Origin of the sequence: Candidatus Dechloromonas phosphoritropha (genome assembly GCA_016722705.1) — a bacterium.
In the GTDB taxonomy this organism is placed as follows: domain Bacteria; phylum Pseudomonadota; class Gammaproteobacteria; order Burkholderiales; family Rhodocyclaceae; genus Azonexus; species Azonexus phosphoritrophus.
Genome location: JADKGN010000004.1, coordinates 584,788 through 607,172, shown reverse-complemented (window position 1 = coordinate 607,172; position 22,385 = coordinate 584,788). Strand labels below are relative to the sequence as shown.

The 22,385-nt window shown below is 63.5% G+C and carries 21 protein-coding genes and 1 pseudogene; 17 read left to right on the top strand and 5 right to left on the bottom strand.

Features of this window, described 5'->3' with window-relative positions:
• Positions 1-10 precede the first annotated feature (10 nt).
• Genes IPP03_08485 through IPP03_08470 form a run of 4 tightly spaced genes read left to right on the top strand, consistent with a single transcriptional unit; the run spans position 11 to position 2,286 of the window.
• On the top strand, positions 11-1,246 hold the full coding sequence (locus tag IPP03_08485) for an argininosuccinate synthase (GenBank protein ID MBL0352683.1): 1,236 nt from the start codon (positions 11-13) through the stop codon (positions 1,244-1,246).
• A 3-nt stretch (positions 1,247-1,249) separates the two neighbouring features.
• Entirely contained in the window at positions 1,250-1,474 is a 225-nt protein-coding gene (locus IPP03_08480) for a DUF2788 domain-containing protein (protein MBL0352682.1), read from the top strand.
• Entirely contained in the window at positions 1,475-1,786 is a 312-nt protein-coding gene (locus tag IPP03_08475; GenBank protein MBL0352681.1) for a pyrimidine/purine nucleoside phosphorylase, read from the top strand.
• A 5-nt stretch (positions 1,787-1,791) separates the two neighbouring features.
• On the top strand, positions 1,792-2,286 hold the full coding sequence (locus IPP03_08470; GenBank protein MBL0352680.1) for a YajQ family cyclic di-GMP-binding protein: 495 nt from the start codon (positions 1,792-1,794) through the stop codon (positions 2,284-2,286).
• Positions 2,287-2,387: 101 nt separating this feature from the next.
• Here IPP03_08470 and IPP03_08465 read toward each other — a convergent pair whose 3' ends face one another.
• Positions 2,388-3,128, bottom strand: a complete 741-nt coding sequence (locus tag IPP03_08465; protein ID MBL0352679.1) for a type 1 glutamine amidotransferase — start codon at positions 3,126-3,128, stop codon at positions 2,388-2,390.
• 10 nt (positions 3,129-3,138) lie between these two features.
• On the opposite strand from IPP03_08465, the gene IPP03_08460 reads away from it, so the two are divergent.
• From IPP03_08460 to IPP03_08405, 12 genes and pseudogenes are all read left to right on the top strand, one after another.
• Positions 3,139-3,789, top strand: coding sequence for a TIGR02281 family clan AA aspartic protease (locus tag IPP03_08460; GenBank protein ID MBL0352678.1), 651 nt, complete (start codon positions 3,139-3,141; stop codon positions 3,787-3,789).
• A 9-nt stretch (positions 3,790-3,798) separates the two neighbouring features.
• The gene (locus tag IPP03_08455; protein ID MBL0352677.1) at positions 3,799-4,056 is read left to right on the top strand and encodes a hypothetical protein; all 258 of its coding nucleotides are present in this window, start codon (positions 3,799-3,801) and stop codon (positions 4,054-4,056) included.
• Positions 4,053-4,646, top strand: a complete 594-nt coding sequence (locus IPP03_08450) for a CoA pyrophosphatase (GenBank protein ID MBL0352676.1) — start codon at positions 4,053-4,055, stop codon at positions 4,644-4,646. The genes IPP03_08455 and IPP03_08450 overlap by 4 nt, the downstream gene beginning before the upstream one ends.
• 64 nt (positions 4,647-4,710) lie before the next feature.
• Complete coding sequence (locus tag IPP03_08445; GenBank protein ID MBL0352675.1) at positions 4,711-5,634, top strand: CobD/CbiB family protein; 924 nt, start codon at positions 4,711-4,713, stop codon at positions 5,632-5,634.
• A 25-nt stretch (positions 5,635-5,659) separates the two neighbouring features.
• Positions 5,660-6,841 (top strand): acetyl-CoA C-acyltransferase family protein, encoded by a 1,182-nt coding sequence (locus tag IPP03_08440; protein MBL0352674.1) that lies wholly within the window; start codon positions 5,660-5,662, stop codon positions 6,839-6,841.
• 260 nt (positions 6,842-7,101) lie between these two features.
• Entirely contained in the window at positions 7,102-8,514 is a 1,413-nt protein-coding gene (locus IPP03_08435; protein MBL0352673.1) for a circularly permuted type 2 ATP-grasp protein, read from the top strand.
• A gap of 2 nt (positions 8,515-8,516) precedes the next feature.
• Complete coding sequence (locus tag IPP03_08430; protein MBL0352672.1) at positions 8,517-9,464, top strand: alpha-E domain-containing protein; 948 nt, start codon at positions 8,517-8,519, stop codon at positions 9,462-9,464.
• A gap of 18 nt (positions 9,465-9,482) precedes the next feature.
• Positions 9,483-12,830, top strand: a complete 3,348-nt coding sequence (locus tag IPP03_08425; protein ID MBL0352671.1) for a transglutaminase family protein — start codon at positions 9,483-9,485, stop codon at positions 12,828-12,830.
• A 79-nt stretch (positions 12,831-12,909) separates the two neighbouring features.
• A complete protein-coding gene (locus IPP03_08420; protein MBL0352670.1) occupies positions 12,910-15,429 on the top strand; it encodes a circularly permuted type 2 ATP-grasp protein in 2,520 nt (839 codons plus the stop codon).
• A gap of 2 nt (positions 15,430-15,431) precedes the next feature.
• Positions 15,432-16,403, top strand: coding sequence for a transglutaminase family protein (locus tag IPP03_08415; protein ID MBL0352669.1), 972 nt, complete (start codon positions 15,432-15,434; stop codon positions 16,401-16,403).
• Positions 16,403-17,464 (top strand): annotated as a pseudogene (locus IPP03_08410) (TIGR03862 family flavoprotein). The gene IPP03_08415 and the pseudogene IPP03_08410 overlap by 1 nt, the downstream one beginning before the upstream one ends.
• A gap of 1 nt (position 17,465) precedes the next feature.
• Positions 17,466-17,639, top strand: a complete 174-nt coding sequence (locus tag IPP03_08405; GenBank protein MBL0352668.1) for an NAD(P)/FAD-dependent oxidoreductase — start codon at positions 17,466-17,468, stop codon at positions 17,637-17,639.
• Between the two features lie 61 nt (positions 17,640-17,700).
• On the opposite strand, the gene rsgA is transcribed toward IPP03_08405, so the two are convergent.
• Together rsgA and IPP03_08395 are read right to left on the bottom strand one after the other, a co-directional pair.
• Complete coding sequence (gene rsgA, locus IPP03_08400) at positions 17,701-18,567, bottom strand: ribosome small subunit-dependent GTPase A (protein MBL0352667.1); 867 nt, start codon at positions 18,565-18,567, stop codon at positions 17,701-17,703.
• Positions 18,567-19,820, bottom strand: coding sequence for a M48 family metallopeptidase (locus IPP03_08395; protein ID MBL0352666.1), 1,254 nt, complete (start codon positions 19,818-19,820; stop codon positions 18,567-18,569). The genes rsgA and IPP03_08395 overlap by 1 nt, the downstream gene beginning before the upstream one ends.
• Before the next feature lie 56 nt (positions 19,821-19,876).
• On the opposite strand from IPP03_08395, the gene orn reads away from it, so the two are divergent.
• A complete protein-coding gene (orn, locus tag IPP03_08390) occupies positions 19,877-20,422 on the top strand; it encodes an oligoribonuclease (protein MBL0352665.1) in 546 nt (181 codons plus the stop codon).
• A 34-nt stretch (positions 20,423-20,456) separates the two neighbouring features.
• Here orn and IPP03_08385 read toward each other — a convergent pair whose 3' ends face one another.
• Together IPP03_08385 and rpmE are read right to left on the bottom strand one after the other, a co-directional pair.
• A complete protein-coding gene (locus tag IPP03_08385; protein ID MBL0352664.1) occupies positions 20,457-22,079 on the bottom strand; it encodes a glycosyltransferase family 39 protein in 1,623 nt (540 codons plus the stop codon).
• A 72-nt stretch (positions 22,080-22,151) separates the two neighbouring features.
• Positions 22,152-22,376, bottom strand: coding sequence for a 50S ribosomal protein L31 (gene rpmE, locus IPP03_08380; protein MBL0352663.1), 225 nt, complete (start codon positions 22,374-22,376; stop codon positions 22,152-22,154).
• Positions 22,377-22,385 lie beyond the last annotated feature (9 nt).

Here is a 22,385-nt window from a genome sequence, read left to right as displayed (position 1 = left end):
GGGAACAGAAATGAGCGATGTCAAGAAAGCAGTGCTGGCCTATTCCGGTGGGTTGGATACCTCGGTAATCCTCAAATGGCTGCAGGATACCTACCAGTGCGAAGTGGTGACCTTTACCGCCGACCTCGGCCAGGGCGAGGAGCTGGAACCGGCGCGCGCCAAGGCGCTGCAGTGCGGCATCCGGCCCGAGAACATCTTCATCGATGACCTGCGCGAGGAGTTCGTCCGCGACTTCGTCTTCCCGATGTTCCGCTGCAACGCCGTCTATGAGGGCGAATACCTGCTCGGCACGTCGATTGCCCGGCCGCTGATCGCCAAGCGCCTGATCGAGATCGTCAACGCCACCGGCGCCGACGCCATCTGCCACGGCGCGACCGGCAAGGGCAACGACCAGGTACGTTTCGAACTCGGCGCCTACGCGCTCAAGCCAGGCATCAAGGTCATCGCGCCGTGGCGTGAATGGGACCTGCTATCGCGCGAAAAGCTGATGGCCTACGCCGAGCGGCATGGCATCCCGGTCGACATGAAGCACAAGCAGGGTGGTTCGCCGTACTCGATGGATGCCAATCTGCTGCACATTTCCTACGAGGGCCGTCATCTGGAAAACCCGGCGGCCGAGGCCGAGGAGTTGATGTGGCGGTGGACGGTCTCGCCGGAAGCCGCACCTGACCAGGCCGAATACCTCGACCTCGACTACGAGAAGGGCGACATCGTTGCGCTGAACGGTATGCGCATGAGCCCGGCCGAGGTGCTGGCGAAACTGAACGAACTCGGCGGCAAGCACGGCATCGGCCGTCTCGACCTCGTCGAGAACCGCTACGTCGGCATGAAGTCGCGCGGCTGCTACGAGACACCGGGCGGAACGATCATGCTGCGCGCCCATCGCGCTATCGAGTCGGTCTGCCTCGACCGCGAGGTCGCCCACCTCAAGGACGATCTGATGCCGCGTTACGCCAGCCTAGTCTACAACGGCTACTGGTGGAGCCCAGAGCGCGAGGCGTTGCAGGTGCTGATCGACCACACGCAAAGTGTTGTCAATGGCTTTGTCCGCGTCAAGCTGTACAAGGGCAATGTCATCGTCGTCGGCCGCGATTCACCGAGCGATTCGCTGTTCGATCCGACCATTGCCACCTTCGAGGACGATGCCGGCGCTTTCGACCAGCGCGATGCGGGCGGTTTCATCAAGCTTAACGCGCTGCGCATGCGTATCGCCGCCAACCTGCGTGCGCGCAAGGGTCAGGCATAGGCGATGGAAAGCGGCACCCTTTTCGGTTTTACCGAGGAACAGCTTGCGGACTTCGGCGCAACCTGGGGGGTCGGCGCGTTCATCCTGTTCATGCTTTTCATCATCGGCGAGATCGCCTGGAAGTCGAAAGCCGGCAAGATGGGCACTTTCGTGCTCTTCTTCGTGCTGGCCTTCGGCATGGTCGGCTTTGTCGCCAAGGCTGTCATTCAGAAACTCTGGGGTATCTAGATGTCGCAATTCGATAATGTTTCCGTGGTCAAGCAGGCCAATGTCTATTTCGACGGAAAGTGCGTCAGCCACACGGTAGTTCTGGTCGACGGCACGAGGAAGACGGTAGGCGTCATCCTGCCGTCCTCCCTGACCTTCAATACCGGCGCGCCGGAAATCATGGAAGGTGTCGGCGGTTCTTGCCGCGTCAGGCTCAAGGGCGAAAGCGACTGGAAGCCCCTGGGCGACGGCGAGTCGTTCTCCGTGCCGGGTGATTCCAGCTTCGAAATCGCCTGCGACGAGCCCTACCATTACGTCTGCCACTTTGGATAATCGCCATGCCAAGTTTTGACTTTACTTCCGAGGCCGACATGGTTGCGTTGAAGAACGCCGTCGATGTCGCCTCGCGCCAGATCGACAACCGCTACGACTTCAAGGGTACCTCGGCCAAGGTCGAGCTGAACGAGAAGGACAAGATCATCACGCTGCACGGCGATTCCGATTTCCAGCTCGACCAGATCAAGGACATCCTGTTCCCGGCGATGGAGAAGAAGGAAGCCGAGAGCACCAAGCGCCTCGATCACCAGGCGGTGCAGAAGATTTCCGGCAACAAGGTCAAGCAGGATCTGAAAATCAAGCTGGGCATCGAGTCCGAGATGGCCAAGAAGATCGTCAAGCTGATCAAGGATGGCAAGCTCAAGGTGCAGGCTTCGATCCAGGGCGACGCGGTGCGGGTCCAGGGCGCCAAGCGCGACGATCTGCAGGAATGCATCGCGCTGATCCGCAAGGAAATCGTCGATTTTCCGATCCGCGCCGGCAATTTCAGGGATTGAGCACATTGCCGCCGCCTCCCAAGGGGACTTCCTGAGCGAGGCGCGGTCAACCGGGAAAACGGGCAAAAAATGAGGGCGGCTTCGGCTGCCCTGACGCCTTTTCAGCGGGCGAGCCCGTGAATCCAGACCGAGTAAACCTGTTCCGACAACCGGCGCATCTCCGGCAGGCGTTCGGGGATTTCCCGAAGCATGACTTCGGGCGGCTGGACGCTCGGGCGATCGGTCCGGGCAAGGGCTTCGCCGCCCCATTTCCCGCACCAGGCGGCGATCATCTCCGGCGTCATCTCGACATGGCACTGCATGGCAAGGTGGGGACCGAGCGCGAACATCTGGTTGGCACAGTGCATGCTGGTCAGCAGCCGGGTGGCGCCGGGCGGGATGCTGAAGGTTTCGCCGTGCCAGTGGAACACGGTGCCCGATTTTCCGGCATAAGGCCCCAGCCATGCCCGCGCCGTCATGTTGTCTTCGCCGGCGGCTTTGCCCCAGCCAATTTCCCTGACCGGATTCGGCGTCACCTCGCCGCCGAGCGCCTTGCTCATCAACTGCCCGCCGAGGCAGTGGCCGATGACTGGCACATCCCGGGCGACGGCATCGCGGATCAGGGTGCAGACAGGCGCTATCCACGGCAGCGGGTCATTGACGCTCATCGGGCCGCCCATGAAACAGAGGCCGGAAAAGCCGTCGACCGCGCCCCGAAGGAAGTCCCCTTGGGGGACAACGGGCACTGCGTCACCCTCATCGATGGCGATCAGGCGCCAGGGAATCCCGTGCTGTTCGAGGAATATGGCAAAATAACCGGGACCTTCAACGGGAGCGTGGCGGAAGATGGCAACAGGTAGCATGAATGGGGAAATGCCCGGAAAATCGACGCTCCATTTTACGCTCCTTGCCCTGGCGCTGTGCCTGGTTTCGGGGAGCCTCGCCGCACAGGAGGTCGGTCTTGCCGGCGTCATGGGGAGCAGGGCGATGCTAATGGTCGATGGCGGTGAGCCACAGGCGGTCGCGGTCGGTCAGTCGCTCGCTGGTGTCAAGGTGATTTCGGTTCAGGGCGATCAGGCGGTCGTCGAGATCGGCGGCAGGAAGCGTCCGTTGCGCATCGGGCAGCATGCCATCGGCGCCGCGCCGGCGGATGGCTCGGGAACGATCGTCATGACGGCGGACAACCAGGGTCACTTCTATGTCACCGGCAGTGTGAACGGTGCTACCGTGCGTTTTCTGGTGGACACCGGCGCGACGATGGTCTCGCTGGGTGCGAGCGATGCGCGCCGGATCGGCCTCGATTTCAACCGTGGCCAGAAGGGCATGACGCAGACCGCCAACGGCCAGAGCATGGTGAGCAAGGTGCAACTGGATACCGTGCGCATCGGCGATGTGACCTTGCACAACGTGGACGCGCTGATCCATCAGACGGAGATGCCCATGGCCCTGCTCGGCATGACTTTTCTGAACCGGATGGAAATGCAGCGCGATGGCAGTACCATGACACTCAGGAAACGATTTTAGGAGAGCAGGATGCCGCACCGTGATCAGGAAATTGCCTTGCTGCGCCGCGAAGTAGAAATGCTGATGGGCGAACGTCAGGCGATACTGCGCGTGGCGGGGGCCTCGGCGGCGCTGATCGCCAGTCTCGACAGCAAGCAACTGCCGGTGGGCGCCGTCGAGGCTGCCGACATGGTCGCGACGTCGCTCAACGATCTTTCCGAGGAAACCTTGCAGGATGCCCTGGCGGCAGTCCATGCGGAAATCGAGGATGATGCCGAAACTGCATGAGCTTCGATCTTGAACGTCTGCGCGCCACTCTGTTCAGGGACCCGGCAAGCGGCAATTTTGTGCAGGAAGCAGGCGATGAATTCACCGAACTGACCCCCGCTGCGGTTCTTTTTCCGATTGTCCAGCGTGCCGGCGGTCAGACGGTGCTGCTCACGCAACGTACCGCCCATCTTCGGGACCATGCCGGGCAGATCAGCTTTCCCGGCGGCCGCATTGAGGCTGGCGACCCCTCGCCGGTTCATGCCGCGTTGCGCGAGACCGAGGAGGAAATCGGCCTTGCCCGCGAGCACGTCGAGATCCTCGGTTTTCTGCCCGAGTACCATACTGGCACCGGTTTCCGGGTGACCCCGGTGGTCGCCCTGGTGACCCCGCCATTCGTACTGGTGCCTGATCCGTTCGAAGTGGCGGAAGTCTTCGAGGTGCCGCTCGCCTTCCTGCTCGACCCGGCCAATCACAAGCGCCATTCGCTGTACTACCGTGGCGCCTTACGCCACTTCTTTGCGATGCCCTACCGGAACTATTTTATCTGGGGCGCCACCGCCGGAATGATCCGCTCGCTGAGCGAACGGCTCGATCTGCAGGCCGCCTGAGCATGTGGTATGGTGGCGTCCTTGCGCAACGACACCCGCCGGACACGGCGATTCCCGGCCCCCCATGAGTTTTCTCTCGCTGATTGCGGTCCTTCTCATCGAGCAGCTGCAGCCGCTGAACTACCGCCGTGTCGTGGAAAAGCCACTGCAGGCCTGGGCCGACTTCATCGGAGCCCGTTTCGATGCCGGCGAATACGCGCATGGCGTGATTGCCTGGTGCCTTGCCGTTGCGCTGCCGGTGATTCTGGTCGCGGTGCTCCATGGTTTTCTCTATTCGATCAGTCCGCTCCTCGGCTGGTTGCTCAATGTCGGCGCTCTCTACCTGACCATGGGCTTTCGGCAGTTCAGCCATCATTTCAGCGCAATCCTCATCGCGCTGCAACTGGACGACCTGCCGCGCGCCCGGCATCTGCTCGGCGATTGGCTGGGACATCCGGCCGACGGACTGAGTTCGCGGGAGATTGCGCGGCAGTCGATCGAAGTGGCCATGGTGGCCTCGCATCGCCACGTGTTCGGCGTGATTGTTTGCTTCGTGCTGCTGCCCGGGCCCTCGGGGGCCGTGCTCTATCGTCTGGCGCATATCGTTCAGGCACGCTGGAAGCGTGAAAATACCGTAACGGAAGGCAATTTCCCGACGTTTTCCCGGCAAGTTTTCGGTATCATCGACTGGTTGCCGTTACGGGCAACGGCGTCGGCCTTTGCCATCGTCGGCGATTTCGAGGACGCGGTATATTGCTGGCGCACCCAGGCTGGTCAATGGCGGGATCGTGATATCGGCATCGTCCTTGCCAGTGGTGCCGGAGCGCTGGGCGTCCAGCTTGGTCCGCCGGCCGCCGAGGGCGTCGAGATGGCAGGTGGCGTGGAACTTGGTCTCGGCGACCCAGCCGATGCCGATTCCATGCAGAGTGCCGTCGGACTCGTCTGGCGCGCCACGGTTCTGTGGATGCTGTTGCTGTTTTTGTTGGGGCTTGCCAGGTTGGCGGGCTGAATAATTTCTAACAGGAGGTTTACACATGAGCAGAGATGTTGTCGTTCTGAGTGCAGTTCGTTCCCCGATCGGTACCTTTGGTGGCTCCCTGGCCGATATCGAGCCCACTGAGCTGGCCGGTATTGTCATGAAGGAAGCGGTTGTCCGTTCGGGTGTCGATCCCCTGGCCATCAACTACGTCACCGTCGGTACGACGATACCAACCGATTCGCGCTACGCCTACATTTCCCGCGTCGCCTCGATCCAGGCTGGCCTGGCGATGGATTCCGTCGCCATGCAGGTTTCCCGCCTGTGCGCTTCCGGCCTGCAGGGCATCGTCACGACCGCTCAGAACCTGATGCTCGGCGATGCCGACTACGGTATCGGCGGCGGCGTCGAAGTCATGTCCAAGGGAGCTTACCTGCTGCCGGCGCTGCGTTCAGGCGCCCGCATGGGTGACACCAAGGCAATCGACTCGATGGTTGCCGTGCTGACCGACCCGTTCGGTGTCGGTCACATGGGGATCACCGCCGAGAACCTCGCCGCCAAGCACGGCTTCACGCGTGAGCAGCAGGATGCCCTCGCGGTCGAGTCGCAGCGTCGTGCCGCCGCGGCCATCGATGCCGGCCACTTCAAGTCGCAGATCATTCCGATCGTCAAGCAGACGCGCAAGGGCGAAGTCGTGTTCGATACCGACGAGCACCCGAAGCGTGGTACGACCATGGAAACCCTGGCCAAGATGAAGCCGGCGTTCAAGAAGGACGGCACCGTTACCGCCGGTAACGCCTCCGGTATCAACGACGGCGCCGCTTTCTTCGTGCTGGCTGCTGCCGACGTTGCCGCCAAGGCTGGCCACAAGGCGATGGCCCGCATTGTCTCCTACGCCGTCGCCGGCGTGCCGAACGAAATCATGGGCGAAGGTCCGATCCCGGCGACCAGGCTGGCGCTCAAGAAGGCCGGCCTGACGCTGGACCAGATGGATGTCATCGAATCCAACGAAGCGTTTGCCGCTCAGGCCCTGACCGTATCCAAGGTGCTCGGCCTCGATCCGGCCAAGACCAACCCGAACGGTGGCGCCATCGCCCTCGGCCACCCGATCGGCTGTTCCGGCGCCTTCATCGCCACCAAGGCTCTGTACGAGCTGGAGCGTGTCGGCGGCAAGTATTGCCTCGTCACCATGTGCATCGGCGGTGGACAGGGTATCGCGGCTATCTTCGAACGCGCCTGATCGCTTCAGCGCGGCAACCGATAAAACCCGCCGGAGCGCTCCGGCGGGTTTTTTATGTCATCGCTGGCGCCGGTGAGGGCGGCGTGGGCTTGAGCCGTATCCCTTGTGGATGTTTGCACCACTTTGAAATCACCTGCACCGCAATGGGGCATTGCGCACTTCGGCGAAGCTGCGGCTCGATGATTTCATTGACATTTCAACCGTGGCACGAAAACTGCTGAACAAATAGCCTCGAGAGCATCTTCAGCGACGAGTCGGAAATGAACTTCTATAACGAAATGATCGACGCCAAAGATGGCGTCCGCCCGTATTATCAAGGCTACGACGAATGGCTCAAGGCCACCCCGCCAGCACGCATTGCCCGCAAGCGCGCCGAAGCTGACCTCGCTTTTCATCGCGTCGGCATCACCTTCGCCGTCTATGGCGAGGAAGCCGGCAAGGAACGCCTGATTCCCTTCGACATCATTCCGCGCATCATCCCGGCGGCCGAATGGAAGGCGATGCAGTCCGGCCTGCGCCAGCGGGTCAGGGCGCTGAACATGTTCCTGCACGATGTCTATCACGATCAGGAGATCCTCAAGGCGGGCAAGATTCCCGCCGAGCAGGTGCTCAGCAACACGCAGTACCGGCCGGTCATGCAGGGCGTCGATGTGCCGGGCGACATCTATGCGCACATCGCCGGCGTTGACATCGTCCGCGCCGGGGCTGGCGAGTTCTATGTGCTCGAAGACAATCTGCGCGTCCCGTCCGGCGTCTCATACATGCTGGAAGACCGCAAGATGATGATGCGCCTGTTCCCCGAACTGTTCGCCCGGCACAAGGTGGCGCCGGTCCAGCATTATCCCGACCTGCTGCTGGAAAAGCTGCGCGCCGTGTCGCCCAAGGGCGTCAGCAATCCGACCGTCGTCGTGCTGACGCCCGGCGCCTATAACAGCGCCTATTTCGAGCACACCTTCCTTGCTCAGCAGATGGGCGTCGAACTGGTCGAAGGGCGCGATCTCTTCGTCAAAGACGAGGTTGCATACATGCGCACGACGCAGGGGCCGCAACGCGTCGATGTCATCTACCGCCGCATCGACGACGATTTTCTCGATCCACTGGCTTTCCGCGCCGATTCGGCTCTCGGCGTACCAGGCCTCCTGCGCGCCTACCAGGCAGGCAACGTCACGCTGGCCAATGCCATCGGCACCGGCGTTGCCGACGACAAGTCGATCTACCCCTACGTGCCAGACATGATCCGCTTCTATCTCGACGAGGAACCGAAGCTGAACAACGTGCCGACCTATATGTGCCGCAAGCCCGAGGACCTGAAATTCGTGCTCGACAACCTGGCCGAACTGGTGGTCAAGGAAGTGCACGGTGCCGGCGGCTACGGCATGCTGGTCGGGCCGGCGGCGACCAAGGAGCAGATCGAGCAGTTCCGCCAGTTGCTGATCGCCAAGCCGGAAGGCTACATCGCCCAACCGACGCTGGCGCTGTCCAACTGCCCGACCTTCGTCGGTGAGGGCATCGCGCCGCGCCACCTCGACCTGCGCCCCTTCGTGCTGTCATCGGGCGACTGCGTCAACATGGTGCCGGGCGGCCTGACCCGGGTCGCGCTGACCGAGGGTTCGCTGGTCGTCAATTCGTCGCAGGGTGGCGGCACCAAAGACACCTGGATTCTGGAGGACTGATCATGCTATCCCGTACCGCCGACCACCTGTTCTGGATGGCCCGCTCCATGGAACGGGCCGAAAGCCTGGCCCGCCTGCTCGATGTGACCTGGCAGATGTCGCTCGTCCCGCAATCGCTGGAAGCGGCGAACCAGAACTGGAATGCCGTCATTGCCCTGAACAGTCTCGAAGTCGACTTTGCCCTGCGTTATCCTGCGGTCAACGCCGAAAACGTGCTGAAATTCATGGTCAGCGACCCGCTCAACCATGTGTCGATTCATACCTGTCTCCGCCTGGCCCGCGAAAATGCGCACGCAGTGCGCGGCACGATCACCGCCGAAATGTGGGAGACGATGAATCTGACCTGGCTCGATGCCCGCGGGCGGACCTTCGAACAGATCAAGAACGCCGGCATCGGCGAGTTCTTCGACTGGGTCAAGATGCGCTCCTCGCTATCGCGCGGCACCACGCTCGGCACCCTGCTGCAGGACGAGGCCTATCATTTCATCCGGCTCGGTACCCTGCTCGAACGCGCCGACAACACGGCGCGCATTCTCGACGTCAAATACCACGTTCTGCGTCCGCAGGGTGACGAGGGCGCCACCGATTTTTACCAGTGGGGCGCGTTGCTGCGCTCGGTCTCGGCCTTCGAGGTCTATCGCAAGGCCTACCGCGACGTCATCACGCCCGAACGGGTCGCCGAACTGCTGATCCTGCGCATGGACATGCCGCGTTCGCTGCATTTCTGCATGAACGGCGTGGTCAAGAACCTCGGCCTCGTTGCCAACGGCCAATCCAGAGAAACCCTGCGCCAGGCCGGGTTCCTGCACGCCCAGCTACACTACGCGCGGATCAACGACATTCTCGAACACGGCCTGCACGAGTGGCTGACCGACTTCATGGATCGCATTTACATGCTGGGCGATGGCATAAGCCGGGATTTCCTGGTGCCGATGGCCGAGGCGGCCTGACTTCAACGGAGCACACTCTTGTCCATCCACGTTGCACTGAATCACGTTACCCATTATTCCTATGACCGCCTGGTCAGTCTCGGGCCGCAGGTGGTTCGGTTGCGACCTTGCCCGCATTCGCGCACGCGTATCCTCTCTTATTCGCTGAAGGTCGGCCCGACGCAGCATTTTATCAACTGGCAGCAGGATCCACAGGGCAACTATCTGGCGCGCCTGGTCTTTCCCGAGAAGACGCGCGAGTTCCGCGTCGAGGTCGATCTGGTGGCCGAGATGTCGGTCATCAACCCCTTTGATTTCTTTCTCGAACCGCATGCCGAGAAAATCCCCTTCACCTACGAAGCGTGGGAGCGCTACGAACTGGCGCCGTTTCTCTTCAAGCTTCCGGCGATGCCGCTGTTCCAGAAGTACGTCGATGGCATCTCGCTGGAAAAGACGCGCAGCGTCGACTTTCTGGTCGCGCTCAACGCCCGCCTGCAGAAGGACATCGGCTACACGATCCGCATGGAACCGGGCGTGCAGACGCCCGAGGAAACGCTGAAGAAACGCACCGGCTCATGCCGCGACTCAGCCTGGCTGCTGGTCCAGGTCCTGCGCCACCTGGGTCTGGCTGCGCGCTTCGTTTCGGGCTATCTGATCCAGTTGACCGCAGACGTCAAGTCGCTCGACGGCCCCTCCGGCCCAGAGGCCGATTTCACCGACCTCCACGCCTGGAGCGAGGTCTATCTGCCGGGCGCGGGCTGGATCGGTCTCGATCCGACTTCCGGCCTGTTTGCCGGTGAAGGCCACATTCCGCTTGCCTGCACGCCGCAGCCGGCTTCCGCTGCACCGGTCAGCGGCGACATCGAGAAGTGTGAAACTACCTTCGGACACCACATGCAGGTGACCCGCATCTGGGAAGCGCCGCGTGTCACCAAACCCTATACGGACGAGCAATGGGTCGAGATCGAAGGCCTTGGTCACCAGATTGACGCGACCCTGCAAGAGATGGACGTCCGCCTGACGCAGGGTGGTGAGCCGACTTTCGTCGCGGTCAACGACCCCGATGGCGCCGAATGGAATACTGCGGCGCTCGGCCCCACCAAGCGCGTTTTCGCGGCCGAACTGTTCCACCGTCTGCGCGAGAGATATGCCCCGAACGGCTTGATGCACTTCGGGCAGGGCAAGTGGTATCCCGGCGAGCAACTGCCGCGCTGGAGCCTCAACTGTTTCTGGCGCAAGAACGGTGAGCCAATCTGGAGTTCGCCGGATCTCTACGCCGACGAGAAGAAGGATTACAGCGCGACCAGCGAGCACTCAGAGCGTTTCATGAAGCGCGTCGCCGAAAAGCTGGCGCTGGATCCCGCGTATGTCTTTCCGGCCTTCGAGGATATCTACTATTACATGTGGCGCGAGCGCTGCCTGCCGAGCAACGTCGATCCCTTCGATTCGCGCATCAATGACCCGCTCGAGCGCGCGCGTCTGATGAAAATATTTACGCAGGGCCTGACCAAGATCATCGGTCACGTACTGCCGGTCATGAAGAACGAACAGAGGCGCTGGGAGAGCGGCCCGTGGTTCCTGCGCGCACAGCACTGCTACCTGTTTCCTGGCGATTCGGCAATGGGTTACCGACTGCCGCTCGATTCGCAGCCGTGGGTAACGGAGAGCGATTTCCCCTACGTCAACCCGCCTGACCCGTCCCAGGCGACGGTAGCGCTGCGCAGTCACACCGAGATCATCCGCCAGACTGAGGCGTGGGCACCGGTTTCTGGCACTGCCGTGGCCGAAGCGGGGGGCCCGCAGGCAGGCGGTGAGGCCGTTTCCGGCCGCGGTAAAGCGCCCGACACCGTCCCCGAATTCAAGGAATCGGCCGCTTGGGTCAGCCGCCGCGCGATGTCCGCCGAAGCGCGCGAAGGCAGGCTCTACATTTTCATGCCGCCGACGGAGACGCTGGACGATTACCTGGAATTGGTCGCCGCTGTCGAGTCGACCGCGGCAGAACTGCAAATGCCGGTCGTCATGGAGGGCTACGAGCCACCGGGCGATCCGCGCCTGACCAACTTCCGCGTCACCCCCGACCCAGGCGTCATAGAGGTGAACGTCCACCCCGCAAAAAGCTGGGACCAACTGGTCGACCAGACCACCCACCTCTACGATGCCGCCCATGTCTCGCGTCTGACCAGCGAGAAGTTCATGGTCGACGGGCGCCATACCGGAACCGGCGGCGGCAATCACTTCGTTCTCGGCGGCGCGACGCCGAACGATTCGCCCTTCCTGCGCCGTCCCGATCTGCTGCGCAGCCTGATCGCCTACTGGCACAACCACCCGAGTCTTTCCTATCTCTTTTCCGGTCTTTTCATCGGGCCGACCAGCCAGGCGCCGCGCGTCGATGAGGCGCGCAACGACAGCCTCTACGAACTCGAAATCGCCTTCAGCCAGATCCCGCCGGTCGGCGGCCATATCGCGCCGTGGGTGGTCGACCGCGTGCTGCGACATCTGCTGACCGATGTCACCGGCAACACGCACCGCGCCGAGTTCTGCATCGACAAGCTCTATTCACCCGATGGTCCCACCGGCCGCCTCGGCCTGCTCGAGTTGCGCGCCTTCGAAATGCCGCCGCATGCCCGCATGTCGCTGACTCAGCAACTGCTGCTACGGGCGCTGGTTGCACGTTTCTGGGATGAGCCGTATGTGCCGCAGCGCCTGACGCGTTGGGGCACCGAACTGCACGACCGCTTCATGCTGCCCTTCTATGCCAAACAGGATTTTCGTGATGTCATGGAAGAAATGCAGGTGGCCGGCTTCCCGTTCAAGGCGGAATGGTTTGCACCGCACTTTGAATTCCGCTTCCCGAAATACGGCGACTTCGCGGTCAAGGGTATGGAATTCGAACTGCGCCACGCCCTCGAGCCCTGGCATGTCATGGGCGAGGAGGGGGCGGCTGGCGGTGCTGTGCGCTACGTCGATTCATCGGTCGAGCGCGTCCAGGTCAAGGTCAAGGGCATGGCGCCGGATCGCTACGTGCTGACCTGCAACGGCGTGCCAGTGCCCATGCAGAACACCGGGACTAACGGCGAGTTCGTCGCCGGCGTGCGTTACCGCGCCTGGCAGCCGGCCTCCTGCCTGCATCCGACCATCGGCGTCCATGCGCCGCTGGTCTTCGACCTCGTTGATACCTGGATGCAGCGTTCGCTGGGTGGCTGTCAGTACCATGTAACTCACCCTGGCGGGCTCAGCTACGAAACCTTCCCGATCAATGCCTTCGAGGCGGAAGCGCGACGGCTGTCGCGCTTCTTCCGCTTCGGGCATACACCCGGCAAGATGCAAGTCACGGCGCCGGAAGTCAGCGCCGAGCACCCGTTTACGCTAGACTTGCGGCGTTTTTAACCGCTAAAGATGCAGGCGCGGTCAGCGGGCTGCGCTGTTCTGACTGGCAACGGCCCGTCCGCGTTTACTTTCAGGCTCGATGGCCCGTCCCCTTCTCGCGATCTATCCGCATAGCCCCCACCGTTACGACGAAATGTTGGCGGACGATGGCGAGGTGCGGGCGCACTGGCGCAAATTTTTCTGCCATCTTGATTCGGTGGCGCCGGATGACATGCGGGAGCGGCTCGAATTCGTCGACCGGCGAATCCAGGAAAATGGCGTTACTTACAACGTCTATGCCGACCCCAAAGGCTCGGATCGTCCGTGGGCGCTCGATCTGCTGCCGCTGATCATCCCGCCTGACGAATGGGCCGAGGTGTCCGCTGCCGTGGCCCAGCGCACTGCGCTGCTCAACGCCATGCTGGCCGATCTTTACGGCGAACAGAGGTTGCTGTCGGAAGGCCTGTTGCCACCGGCGCTGGTCTATGGCCAGCACGGCTACCTGTGGCCATGTCAGGGGATCAAGCCGCCGGGCGGTGTCTGGCTGCACAACTACGCGGTTGATCTCGCGCGTTCGCCGGATGGCCGCTGGTGGGTCATCGCCGACCGCACGCAGGCGCCCTCAGGGGCCGGTTATGCGCTGGAGAATCGGCTGATCGTCTCGCGCGTCTTCCCCGAGATGTTCCGTGACCTGCACGTCCAGCATGTCGCTGATTTCTTCCGCGACCAGCAGGATGGCCTGGCGACGCTCGCGCCGCTCGACGGCGCCGAGCAGCCGCATGTCGTGCTGTTGACGCCGGGGCCGTACAACGAAACTTATTTCGAGCATGCCTACCTGGCCCGCTATCTGGGCTACCCACTGGTCGAGGGTCAGGACCTGACGGTGCGCGGTGACACGGTATTCCTCAAGACCCTGCGCGGCCTCAAACGCGTCCATGTCATCCTGCGCCGCCAGGACGATGCCTTTTGCGATCCACTCGAATTGCGCGGCGATTCGGCGCTCGGTATTCCCGGCCTGATCAATGTCGCGCGCGCCGGACGGGTCGTCGTTGCCAATGCGTTGGGCAGCGGCATGCTCGCTTCGGGGGCGCTGATGGGTTTCCTGCCGGCGATCTGCCGCAAACTGCTGGGCGAGGAACTGGCGATGCCTTCGGTGGCGACCTGGTGGTGCGGCGAAAAGCCAGCGCTCGACTACGTGCGCGAGAATTTCGACGACCTCGTCATCAAGCCGGCCTACCCGTCGCAGCGCATGGACCCGGTCTTCGGTTACGAACTGGAGGGCGCGGCGCGGACCGAGATGCTGCAGCGCATTGAGGCGCGGCCGCATGCCTATGTCGCGCAGGAGATGGTTGAACTGTCGCAGGCACCGGCCTGGAGCCGTTCGCATGAGCGCCGCTTGCTGGCGCGTCCGGTCGGCCTGCGCGCCTACGCGGTGACGACGCCCAACGGCTATTCGGTGATGCCGGGGGGGCTGGCGCGCGTCGCGACGGGCGCCAACGCCCGCATCATCTCGATGCAGCGCGGCGGCTCGTCCAAGGATGCGTGGGTGCTGGCGCAAGGCCCGGTCAGCGAATTCACGATGCTCACGCCCTCGCTTGGCGTGCGCGAAATCGTGCGTGCCGGGGCCAACCTGACTTCCCGCGTTGTCGAAAACCTGTTCTGGCTCGGCCGCTACTCGGAACGTTTCGACGACAGCGCCCGCATGTTGCGCGTCGCCCTCAGCCGCCTCGTCGAAGCCGCCGGGCATAAGACGTCGGCAGTCGAGTCGGCGCTGGAACTGGCCACGCGCCTGCACATCCTGCCCGACCCGGAGGAGGACAGCGAGATCAAGGAGGGCAGCGAACACGCACTGCTCGAGGCCATTTATGACCCGGAGCAGCCGGGCAGCCTGGCCGGCACGATCCGCGAGGTGATGTGGTCGGCGACGCATGTCCGCGAGCGCCTGTCGCTCGACCACTGGCACTCGCTGAACCGCCTGCAGCGCGAGCAGCAGGCGGCACTCAAGCGCCACCCGACACTGACCGAGGCGATCGCCTTCCTCGACCGCGTGCTCGGCGTCTCCTCGTCGCTGACCGGCTTTGCGATGGACAACATGACGCGTGACGACGGCTGGCGTTTCCTGATCATCGGCCGCCGCCTGGAACGGCTGTCCTTCCTCGCCCAGGCGCTGGCCAATTTCCTGCGCATGCCGTCGACGCGCGGGCCGGGTAGCCTCGAATGGTTGCTCGAACTGACTGATTCAATCATTACCTACCGTTCGCGCTATTCGCGCCTTCCGGAACTGTTGCCGGTCCTCGACCTGCTGGTTTTCGACGACAGCAACCCGCACGGCGTGGTTTTCCAGGCCAGCGTGCTGGCCCGTTACCTCGAGCGGATGATGCGCGAGCTCGGCGCATCCAGCGACGCCCGGATGAGCGATGCGCTCAAGCGCCTGCGCGCTTTCGATCTCGGGCGCTTCGAACACCTGCAGTTCAACCAGTGCCGCAACTGCTCGCCGTGCGAGGATCTGGCAACCCTGCTGGAAGAACTCGACGCCGCCTCGGTCAAGCTTTCCGACTGGCTGGCCATGCGCTACTTCACGCATGTGTCGGATGTCAGCCGGCAGACGATGGCCCTCTAGTCATGGATCGCCAGGCCATCCGCTACCATGTGCTGCACGAGACACGCTACGAATACGGCAGCGCGGTGTCGCTGTCGCAGCAGCAACTGCATCTCTCGCCGCGCGTCCTGCCCTGGCAGCAGGTCGAGGAGCAGCGCATCGACATCGTCCCGCAGCCGACCTGGCGGCGCGACGGGCAGGACGCCTTCGGCAATCCGGTGACCTGGATCGCCTTTCACGCGCCGCATGAGGGGCTGATCATCCGCTCGGCGATGACCATCGCCGTGCGGCCGCATTTGCCGGTGCATCTCGAGAAGTCACTACCGTGGGAACGGGTGCATGACCGACTGGCCTACGATGCAAAGGCGCCACGGCCGGAAGATCTCGATGCGCTGCGTTTCCTGTTCGAGAGCGCCCATGTCCGTATCAAGCACGAACTGGCGCAGTACGCCGCCGACTGCTTTCCGCCCGATACGCCGGTGCTGGTCGGCGCCCGGGCGCTGATGGCCAAGATATTCCGGGAATTCAAGTTCGATCCGGAGGCGACCACGGTGTCGACGCCAGTTATGGAAGTGCTGGAAAACAAACGCGGCGTTTGCCAGGATTTTGCCCACCTGATGATCGCCTGCCTGCGCGCGCTCGGCCTCGCGACGCGTTATGTCAGCGGCTACCTGCTGACTCGGCCGCCGCCTGGCAAGCCACGCCTGATCGGGGCCGACGCCTCGCACGCCTGGGTCTCGGTCTATGCGCCTGGCTTTGCGAACGACTGGGTGGATTTCGATCCGACCAACAACCTGCTGCCGGATACCGAGCACATCACGGTCGCCATCGGCCGCGACTTCGGCGACATCTCACCGCTGCGCGGCATCATTCTCGGCGGTCGCGGGGCTGAACCGGAAGTCGAGGTGACGGTGACACCGCTCGACAAGGACGAGCCGCCGGCAGCGGACGCCGTACCGGAAAAAATCACCAGCCCGGTGGACGCCAAGCGCTGATGACAAGCGTCGCCATCATCGGTGGCGGGCCGGCCGGGTTGATGGCGGCGGAACAACTGGCTGGCGCGGTCGACGGCCTGAAAGTGGATATTTTCGATGCCATGCCGTCGTTCGGTCGCAAGTTCCTGATGGCTGGCAAGGGCGGTATGAACATCACTCATGCCGAGCCGCTGGCCGATCTCATCGGCCGCTACGGCGAGCGCCAGCAAGTACTCGGCCACCTGCTCGAAGCTTTCGGCCCCCAGGCTTTGCGCGAATGGATCGCCGGGTTGGGCATCGCGACTTTCGTTGGTTCGTCGGACCGCGTTTTTCCGGTGGAGATGAAGGCGGCGCCACTGTTGCGCGTCTGGCTGCAGCGCCTGCGCGGACAGGGCGTGCATTTTCACGTGCGCCATCGCTGGCTGGGCTGGGCTGCCGAGGGCGCCTTACGCTTTGCGACGCCGACGGGCGAAATACAGTTTGCGGCGGACGCGGTGATTCTGGCGCTGGGCGGGGGCAGTTGGGCCAAGTTAGGTTCCGATGGCACCTGATTGCCGCTGCTGCGTGAACGCGGGATTTCCGTTGCGCCGCTGAAGCCGGCAAATTGCGGCTTCGACGTCGGATGGAGCGCGCATTTCAGTACGCGTTTCGCTGGTCAGTCGGTCAAATCGGTGGTTGGTTCAGTGGGCGGGCGGCGCCTGCCGGGCGAATTCACGATCACGGCGGGCGGTATCGAGGGCGGGCTGCTCTATGCGCTGGCGGCCCCGTTGCGCGATGCGCTGATGCAGGATGGTAGCGCCGTGCTGCATCTTGATCTGGCGCCGGGGCGCACGCTGGAACGCCTGTGCGCTGACCTCGCGCGGCCGCGCGGCCACGATTCGCTGGCCAACCACCTGCGCCGGCGGGCCGGGATCGAGGGTCAAGGCCGGGCTGCTGCACGAATTTCTGCCAATTTCGACGTTGACCGCGCCCGGCAGGTCCGCAAGGGATACCGCCCCCGGCAGCGCCGGGGACATAAAGTACCCTTGGGGTGCAACAGACCTTGTGGCGGCGGCGATCAAGGATTTTCGTTTACCTGTTAAGGTGCCGCGACCGATCGACGAAGCGATCAGCACGGCAGGTGGCGTCAGGTTTGAAGGGCTGGACGAAAAGCTGATGCTGCGCGACCTGCCGGGTGTCTTCTGTGCCGGCGATGGTCGATTTGGAGGCGCCGACGGGTGGTTATCTGCTGACCGCCTGCTTCGCCACCGGCCATAGCGCCGGGCGCGGCGCGCGAGACCGGCTGGCGGAAATATCCTGAGCCTCGGTGCAGAGCGGATCAATCGGCGCGCGGCGTGCCCATGATACGGTGGTAGATGGCGAAACGCCTTTTGTCGATGTTTCCGGCGTCGACCGCGGCGATCAAGGCGCAGTCGGGCTCGCGGTTGTGGTGGCAGTCACGGAAGCGGCACTTGCCGAGATAGGGGCGGAATTCGCGGAAAGCGTATTCGATCTCCTGGCGGTCGAGGTGGCCGAGGCCGAATTCCTGCAGACCCGGCGAATCGATCAGTGCGCTGTCGGGGTCGAGGTGGTAGAGCGTCGCGTGCGTCGTCGTGTGCTTGCCGGAATCGAGCGCCGCCGAAATCTCGCGCGTCGCGGCCTGGGCTTCCGGCACCAGCGCATTGACCAGCGTCGACTTGCCCATGCCTGACTGGCCGACCAGCACGCTGGTGTAGCCGTGCAGTTCGGGGCGCAGGTCCTCGGCGTGGTCGCGGGCCGAGAGTTCGACGACGCGATAGCCGAGGGTGGCGAAGACCGCAAGCTGGGCACGGGCGGCTGGAACCCGTTCGCTCAGGTCGCACTTGTTGAGGACGATCAGCGGCTCGATTTCCTCGCTCTCGGCGGCGAGCAGGGCGCGCGTCACCAGTTCGTCGGAAAAAGCCGGCTCGGTGGCGACGACGATGACGATCTGGTCAACGTTGGCGGCAATCAGCTTCTGCCTGACTACATTCGAGCGGTAGAGCAGGCTGGTGCGCGGCTGGATGGCTTCGATCACCCCCTGGTCATCCGAGGTGCGCTGGACGTCGACGCGGTCGCCGCAGGAGATATCGCTGCGCTTGCCGCGTGGGAAGCAAGGCAACAACGTGCCGTTGTCGAGTTCGACGACGTACTGGCGGCCGTGGGCGGCGACGACGCGGCCGTGCATCAACGGGCAACTGCCTGTGCTTGGGCCAGTCGGGCGATGCGTGCTGCGGCCGGCGGGTGCGAATCGTAGAACAGCGAATGCAGCGGGTCGGGGGTCAGCGTCGTCGCGTTGTCCTCGTAGAGCTTGACCAGTGCCCGGCCGAGGTCGGCGGCAGCCGTATGTTCGGCGGCGTAGGCGTCGGCCTCGAATTCGTGCTGGCGCGACAGGCGGCTGAGCAGCGGGCTGAGCGGGAAGGTGAATACTGGAATGACGAGGAAGAACAGGATCAGGGCCAGCGCCGTGCTTCGGGCCGGCACGCCAAGGCCGGCGTAGAACCACGGCGCGTCGATCAGCTGGCCGAGCAGCCAGAGAAAGCCGAGGGCGGCGGCGAACATGAAAACGATGCGCTTGACGACATGGCGGCGCCGGAAATGCCCGAGTTCGTGGGCCAGCACGGCTTCGATCTCCTGCGGTGCAAGGCGCGCGAGCAGGGTGTCGAAGAAGACGATGCGCTTGTTGTCGCCGAAGCCGGTGAAATAGGCATTGCCGTGGCTCGAGCGCTTCGAGCCGTCCATGACGAAGAGGCCGGACGAGGTAAAGTCGCAGCGCGTCAGCAGCGCCTCGATGCGCGACTTCATCTCGCCCTCTTCGAGCGGTGCGAACTTGTTGAACAGCGGCGCGATCCAGGTCGGGTAGATGAACAGGATCAGCAGGTTGAAGGCGCACCAGAAGAGCCAGACCGAGAACCACCAGGCGCTGCCCATGGCGCCCATCAGCCAGAGTACGGCGAGGATCACGGGGGCGCCGATGACGATGCCGAGCAGGGTTTGCTTGGCCAGGTCGCCAACGAAGAGGCCGAGGCTCATGCGGTTGAAGCCGTAGCGAGCTTCGATGACGAACTGGCGGTAGAGCGCGAAGGGCAGGTCGATCAGCGCTGAAATGAGCATCACGCTGAAGATCAGCGCCAGACCGTAGGGCAGGCCGACGAGGCGGGCGCTCCAGAAATCGTGCAGCCAGGCGAGTCCGCCAGCGAGCGTCAGGGCCATGAGCAGCGCGGCGTCGACCAGTGTGGTCAGAATCGCCAGTTTGTTGCGGTCGACCGTGTAATCGGCTGCTTTTTGATGGGCGGCGAGTGAAATGCGTTCGGCGAAATCGTCCGGAACGGCGCCACGGTGGGCGGCGACGAAACGGATCTGGCGCAGCGTCAGCCACAGGCGGCCGGCGAGCGTCAGGGCAAAAGCTGCAAGAAACAGGAAGGTCAAGTTGGTGCTCACGGAACTGGTTGCGAAGCTATGAGAAAATGTCGGTCTTCAAGGTCTCGGGCAATTATATGACAGGCAACGCAAACAACCTCGTCTGGCTGGATATGGAGATGACCGGCCTCGATCCCGACAGCGACCGGATCATCGAAATGGCGATGGTGGTGACCAATTCCGAACTGGAACTGGTGGCCGAGTCGCCATCCTGGGCCTTCCATCAGGAAGATGCAGCGCTGGCCGCCATGGACGAATGGAACCAGAAGACGCACGGCCGCTCGGGACTGATCGACAGGGTCAAGGCGTCGGTGCTGGACGAGGCAGCGGTCGAATTGCTTGCGCTGGAGTTCCTCAAGAAATACTCCGCGAAGGGCCATTCGCCGATGTGCGGCAACTCGATCGGTCAGGACCGCCGCTTCATGGCCCGCCACATGCCGACGCTGGAAGCCTTTTTCCATTACCGCAACCTCGACGTCAGCACCCTGAAGGAACTGTGCAAGCGCTGGCAGCCGGAAGTCTACAAGGGATTCAGGAAGAAGGGGCGGCATACGGCGCTGGCCGATATCCACGAGTCGATCGACGAACTCAGGTATTACCGCGAGCATTTTCTCAAAGGCTGAGCGCCGAGCGCGACCGACCGGAAACATGCCGGGGTCAACGCCGGTAGAGGCGGAATTTTTCCTTGTGTTCACCGGGACGGTTCCCTTGCCAGACCCGGGTCCACGTGCCGTTCGGAGCAGCAAGTTCCTTGCTGTTGCTGCCCGCGACCAGCAGCCAGTTGCATTCCCTGCCGGCGGCCGAGTTCGCCGCATTCGGCTCGATGCCGATAAAATAGGCGAGTGACGCACGCTGCGCGTCGCCGAGGCCGCGTTCGGCCAGGCAGCCATGGTCGGCTGGAAGTGCGCTGGCAATGGCTTCGGCCACCGGACGATAGCTCTTGCCGTAGTCGAACCAGGGCAGGATCAGCGACGTCGCCATCAGCCACAGCGTGGTGAACCCCAGCGTCCAGTGGGTAAGGCTGCGGTAGGGCGAGCGCGGCGCGGTAAAGATCAGCCAGATCCACCAGATCGTGGCCAGCACCCCGATGGTGAACGCGGCCAGTTCGAAATTCCCGACGAACCCCGGGCGCAGCACAACCACCCGGGTGGCCAGGCGCTGCGGCCAGCCGAGCGCCATGGCCGACCACGCCAGCCAGAGCAGGGCAATGAAGAAGCTGAGGGTCATCATCGAGAACCAGTCGAACGCGCTGGCCGCGCCGCGGCGCAAGGTCAGGGCCCCCGGCGTGGCGAGCAGGGCCAGCGGCGGCAGCATCAGCAGGGCGGGGATATCGCGCGGCCGGAAGGCGAGCGCGAGCATCAGCACGGTCAGGAGCAGGAAGGCCAGCGGCAGCAACTGCGGTGTCGCCGTCAGTGCCTGGCGCCTGGTCCACAACGACCAGGCCGCGAGCGGCAGCACAGGGAAGGCAAACCAGGGCAACAGTGACAGGAAGTGGCCGGCCCCGAAAAACGAGAACGGCGTCCGTAGCGGCACCAGTTCGGTGTTCAGCCAGCCATGGAAGCGCGAGGGTTCGAGGGCGAGCAGCAGGAGCGGCCAGGGCAGGATCAGGATCAGGGCAAGTCCGAGACCGAAAGCAAGGGCGCGCAGCGCCAGCCGGCGGTCTGCCGCCAGCCACCAGGCAAGCGGTGCGATCGCCAGCAACGGCAGGGTCGGGGCAATCCCGGTACCGAGCAGGCAAGCGGCGACGGCGAGACCGTAGAAAGTCCCCGCCCGCCACGGCCGGCGGCTCAGTGCGGCTAGCGCGCCGATGGCGCTGCCGTAGGCGGCGACCGCTATCAACATGGGCTGCGCATCGTGGGCATGGATCAGCAGGCCGACACAACCGGCGAGCAGGAGCGGGCTGGCGGCGGCGCTTTCCTGTCCGTAGAGTTCGCGCCCGGCATAGTAGATCCCGACCAGCGCCAGCGTAACCCAGACGCCGCTGGCGAGGCGTATCGCTTCGTGCATGGGCAAGAGCCAGCCGAGCGCCTTGCCGGTCAGGGCGCCGGTCCAGTAGTACAGCGGAGGCTCGTGGAAAGGGCGTCCGGCGAGGTCGGGCGAGAGCCAGTCGCCGTAGTGGAGCATGTTCCAGGCGGAGCCAATGTGGATCGCATCCTCACCCTTCCACGGGTCGCGGCCGAAGAGTCCGGCCAGGACGTAGAACGCGAGCATCGCAGCCAGGGCCCAGCCGGCCGGGGGCAGACGGATGCCGCGACGGAGCAGGGTTGCGAAATTAGCCATGGGCGAAAGAATATGTTCCAAAAAAGAAAAAGGCAGCCCGCTGGCTGCCCTTCCTGTCTTGACGCATGCCGATCAGGCGGCGGCTTTGCTACCGCGCAGGGCGCCGAACTTCTGGTTGAATTTCTCGACGCGGCCTGCGGTATCGACGATCTTCTGCTTGCCGGTGTAGAACGGATGGCATTGCGAGCAGACCTCGACATGAATCGCTTTTTTCGTCGTCGAGCGGGTCGAGAAGGCATTGCCGCACGAGCAAGCAAACTGGATTTCATTGTAGGCGGGGTGGATATCGGCTTTCATTTGGTGTCC

Bases quoted from the DNA above. Each gene is read 5' to 3' on its own strand.
- IPP03_08440 (MBL0352674.1), top strand. From the start codon at position 5,660: ATGAGCAGAGATGTTGTCGTTCTGAGTGCAGTTCGTTCCCCGATCGGT.
- IPP03_08385 (MBL0352664.1), bottom strand. From the start codon at position 22,079: ATGGCTAATTTCGCAACCCTGCTCCGTCGCGGCATCCGTCTGCCCCCG.
- IPP03_08435 (MBL0352673.1), top strand. From the start codon at position 7,102: ATGAACTTCTATAACGAAATGATCGACGCCAAAGATGGCGTCCGCCCG.
- IPP03_08420 (MBL0352670.1), top strand. From the start codon at position 12,910: ATGGCCCGTCCCCTTCTCGCGATCTATCCGCATAGCCCCCACCGTTAC.
- IPP03_08445 (MBL0352675.1), top strand. From the start codon at position 4,711: ATGAGTTTTCTCTCGCTGATTGCGGTCCTTCTCATCGAGCAGCTGCAG.
- IPP03_08475 (MBL0352681.1), top strand. From the start codon at position 1,475: ATGTCGCAATTCGATAATGTTTCCGTGGTCAAGCAGGCCAATGTCTAT.
- IPP03_08430 (MBL0352672.1), top strand. From the start codon at position 8,517: ATGCTATCCCGTACCGCCGACCACCTGTTCTGGATGGCCCGCTCCATG.
- IPP03_08470 (MBL0352680.1), top strand. From the start codon at position 1,792: ATGCCAAGTTTTGACTTTACTTCCGAGGCCGACATGGTTGCGTTGAAG.
- IPP03_08455 (MBL0352677.1), top strand. From the start codon at position 3,799: ATGCCGCACCGTGATCAGGAAATTGCCTTGCTGCGCCGCGAAGTAGAA.
- IPP03_08450 (MBL0352676.1), top strand. From the start codon at position 4,053: ATGAGCTTCGATCTTGAACGTCTGCGCGCCACTCTGTTCAGGGACCCG.
- rsgA (MBL0352667.1), bottom strand. From the start codon at position 18,567: ATGCACGGCCGCGTCGTCGCCGCCCACGGCCGCCAGTACGTCGTCGAA.
- IPP03_08460 (MBL0352678.1), top strand. From the start codon at position 3,139: ATGCCCGGAAAATCGACGCTCCATTTTACGCTCCTTGCCCTGGCGCTG.
- IPP03_08485 (MBL0352683.1), top strand. From the start codon at position 11: ATGAGCGATGTCAAGAAAGCAGTGCTGGCCTATTCCGGTGGGTTGGAT.
- rpmE (MBL0352663.1), bottom strand. From the start codon at position 22,376: ATGAAAGCCGATATCCACCCCGCCTACAATGAAATCCAGTTTGCTTGC.
- IPP03_08415 (MBL0352669.1), top strand. From the start codon at position 15,432: ATGGATCGCCAGGCCATCCGCTACCATGTGCTGCACGAGACACGCTAC.
- orn (MBL0352665.1), top strand. From the start codon at position 19,877: ATGACAGGCAACGCAAACAACCTCGTCTGGCTGGATATGGAGATGACC.
- IPP03_08465 (MBL0352679.1), bottom strand. From the start codon at position 3,128: ATGCTACCTGTTGCCATCTTCCGCCACGCTCCCGTTGAAGGTCCCGGT.
- IPP03_08480 (MBL0352682.1), top strand. From the start codon at position 1,250: ATGGAAAGCGGCACCCTTTTCGGTTTTACCGAGGAACAGCTTGCGGAC.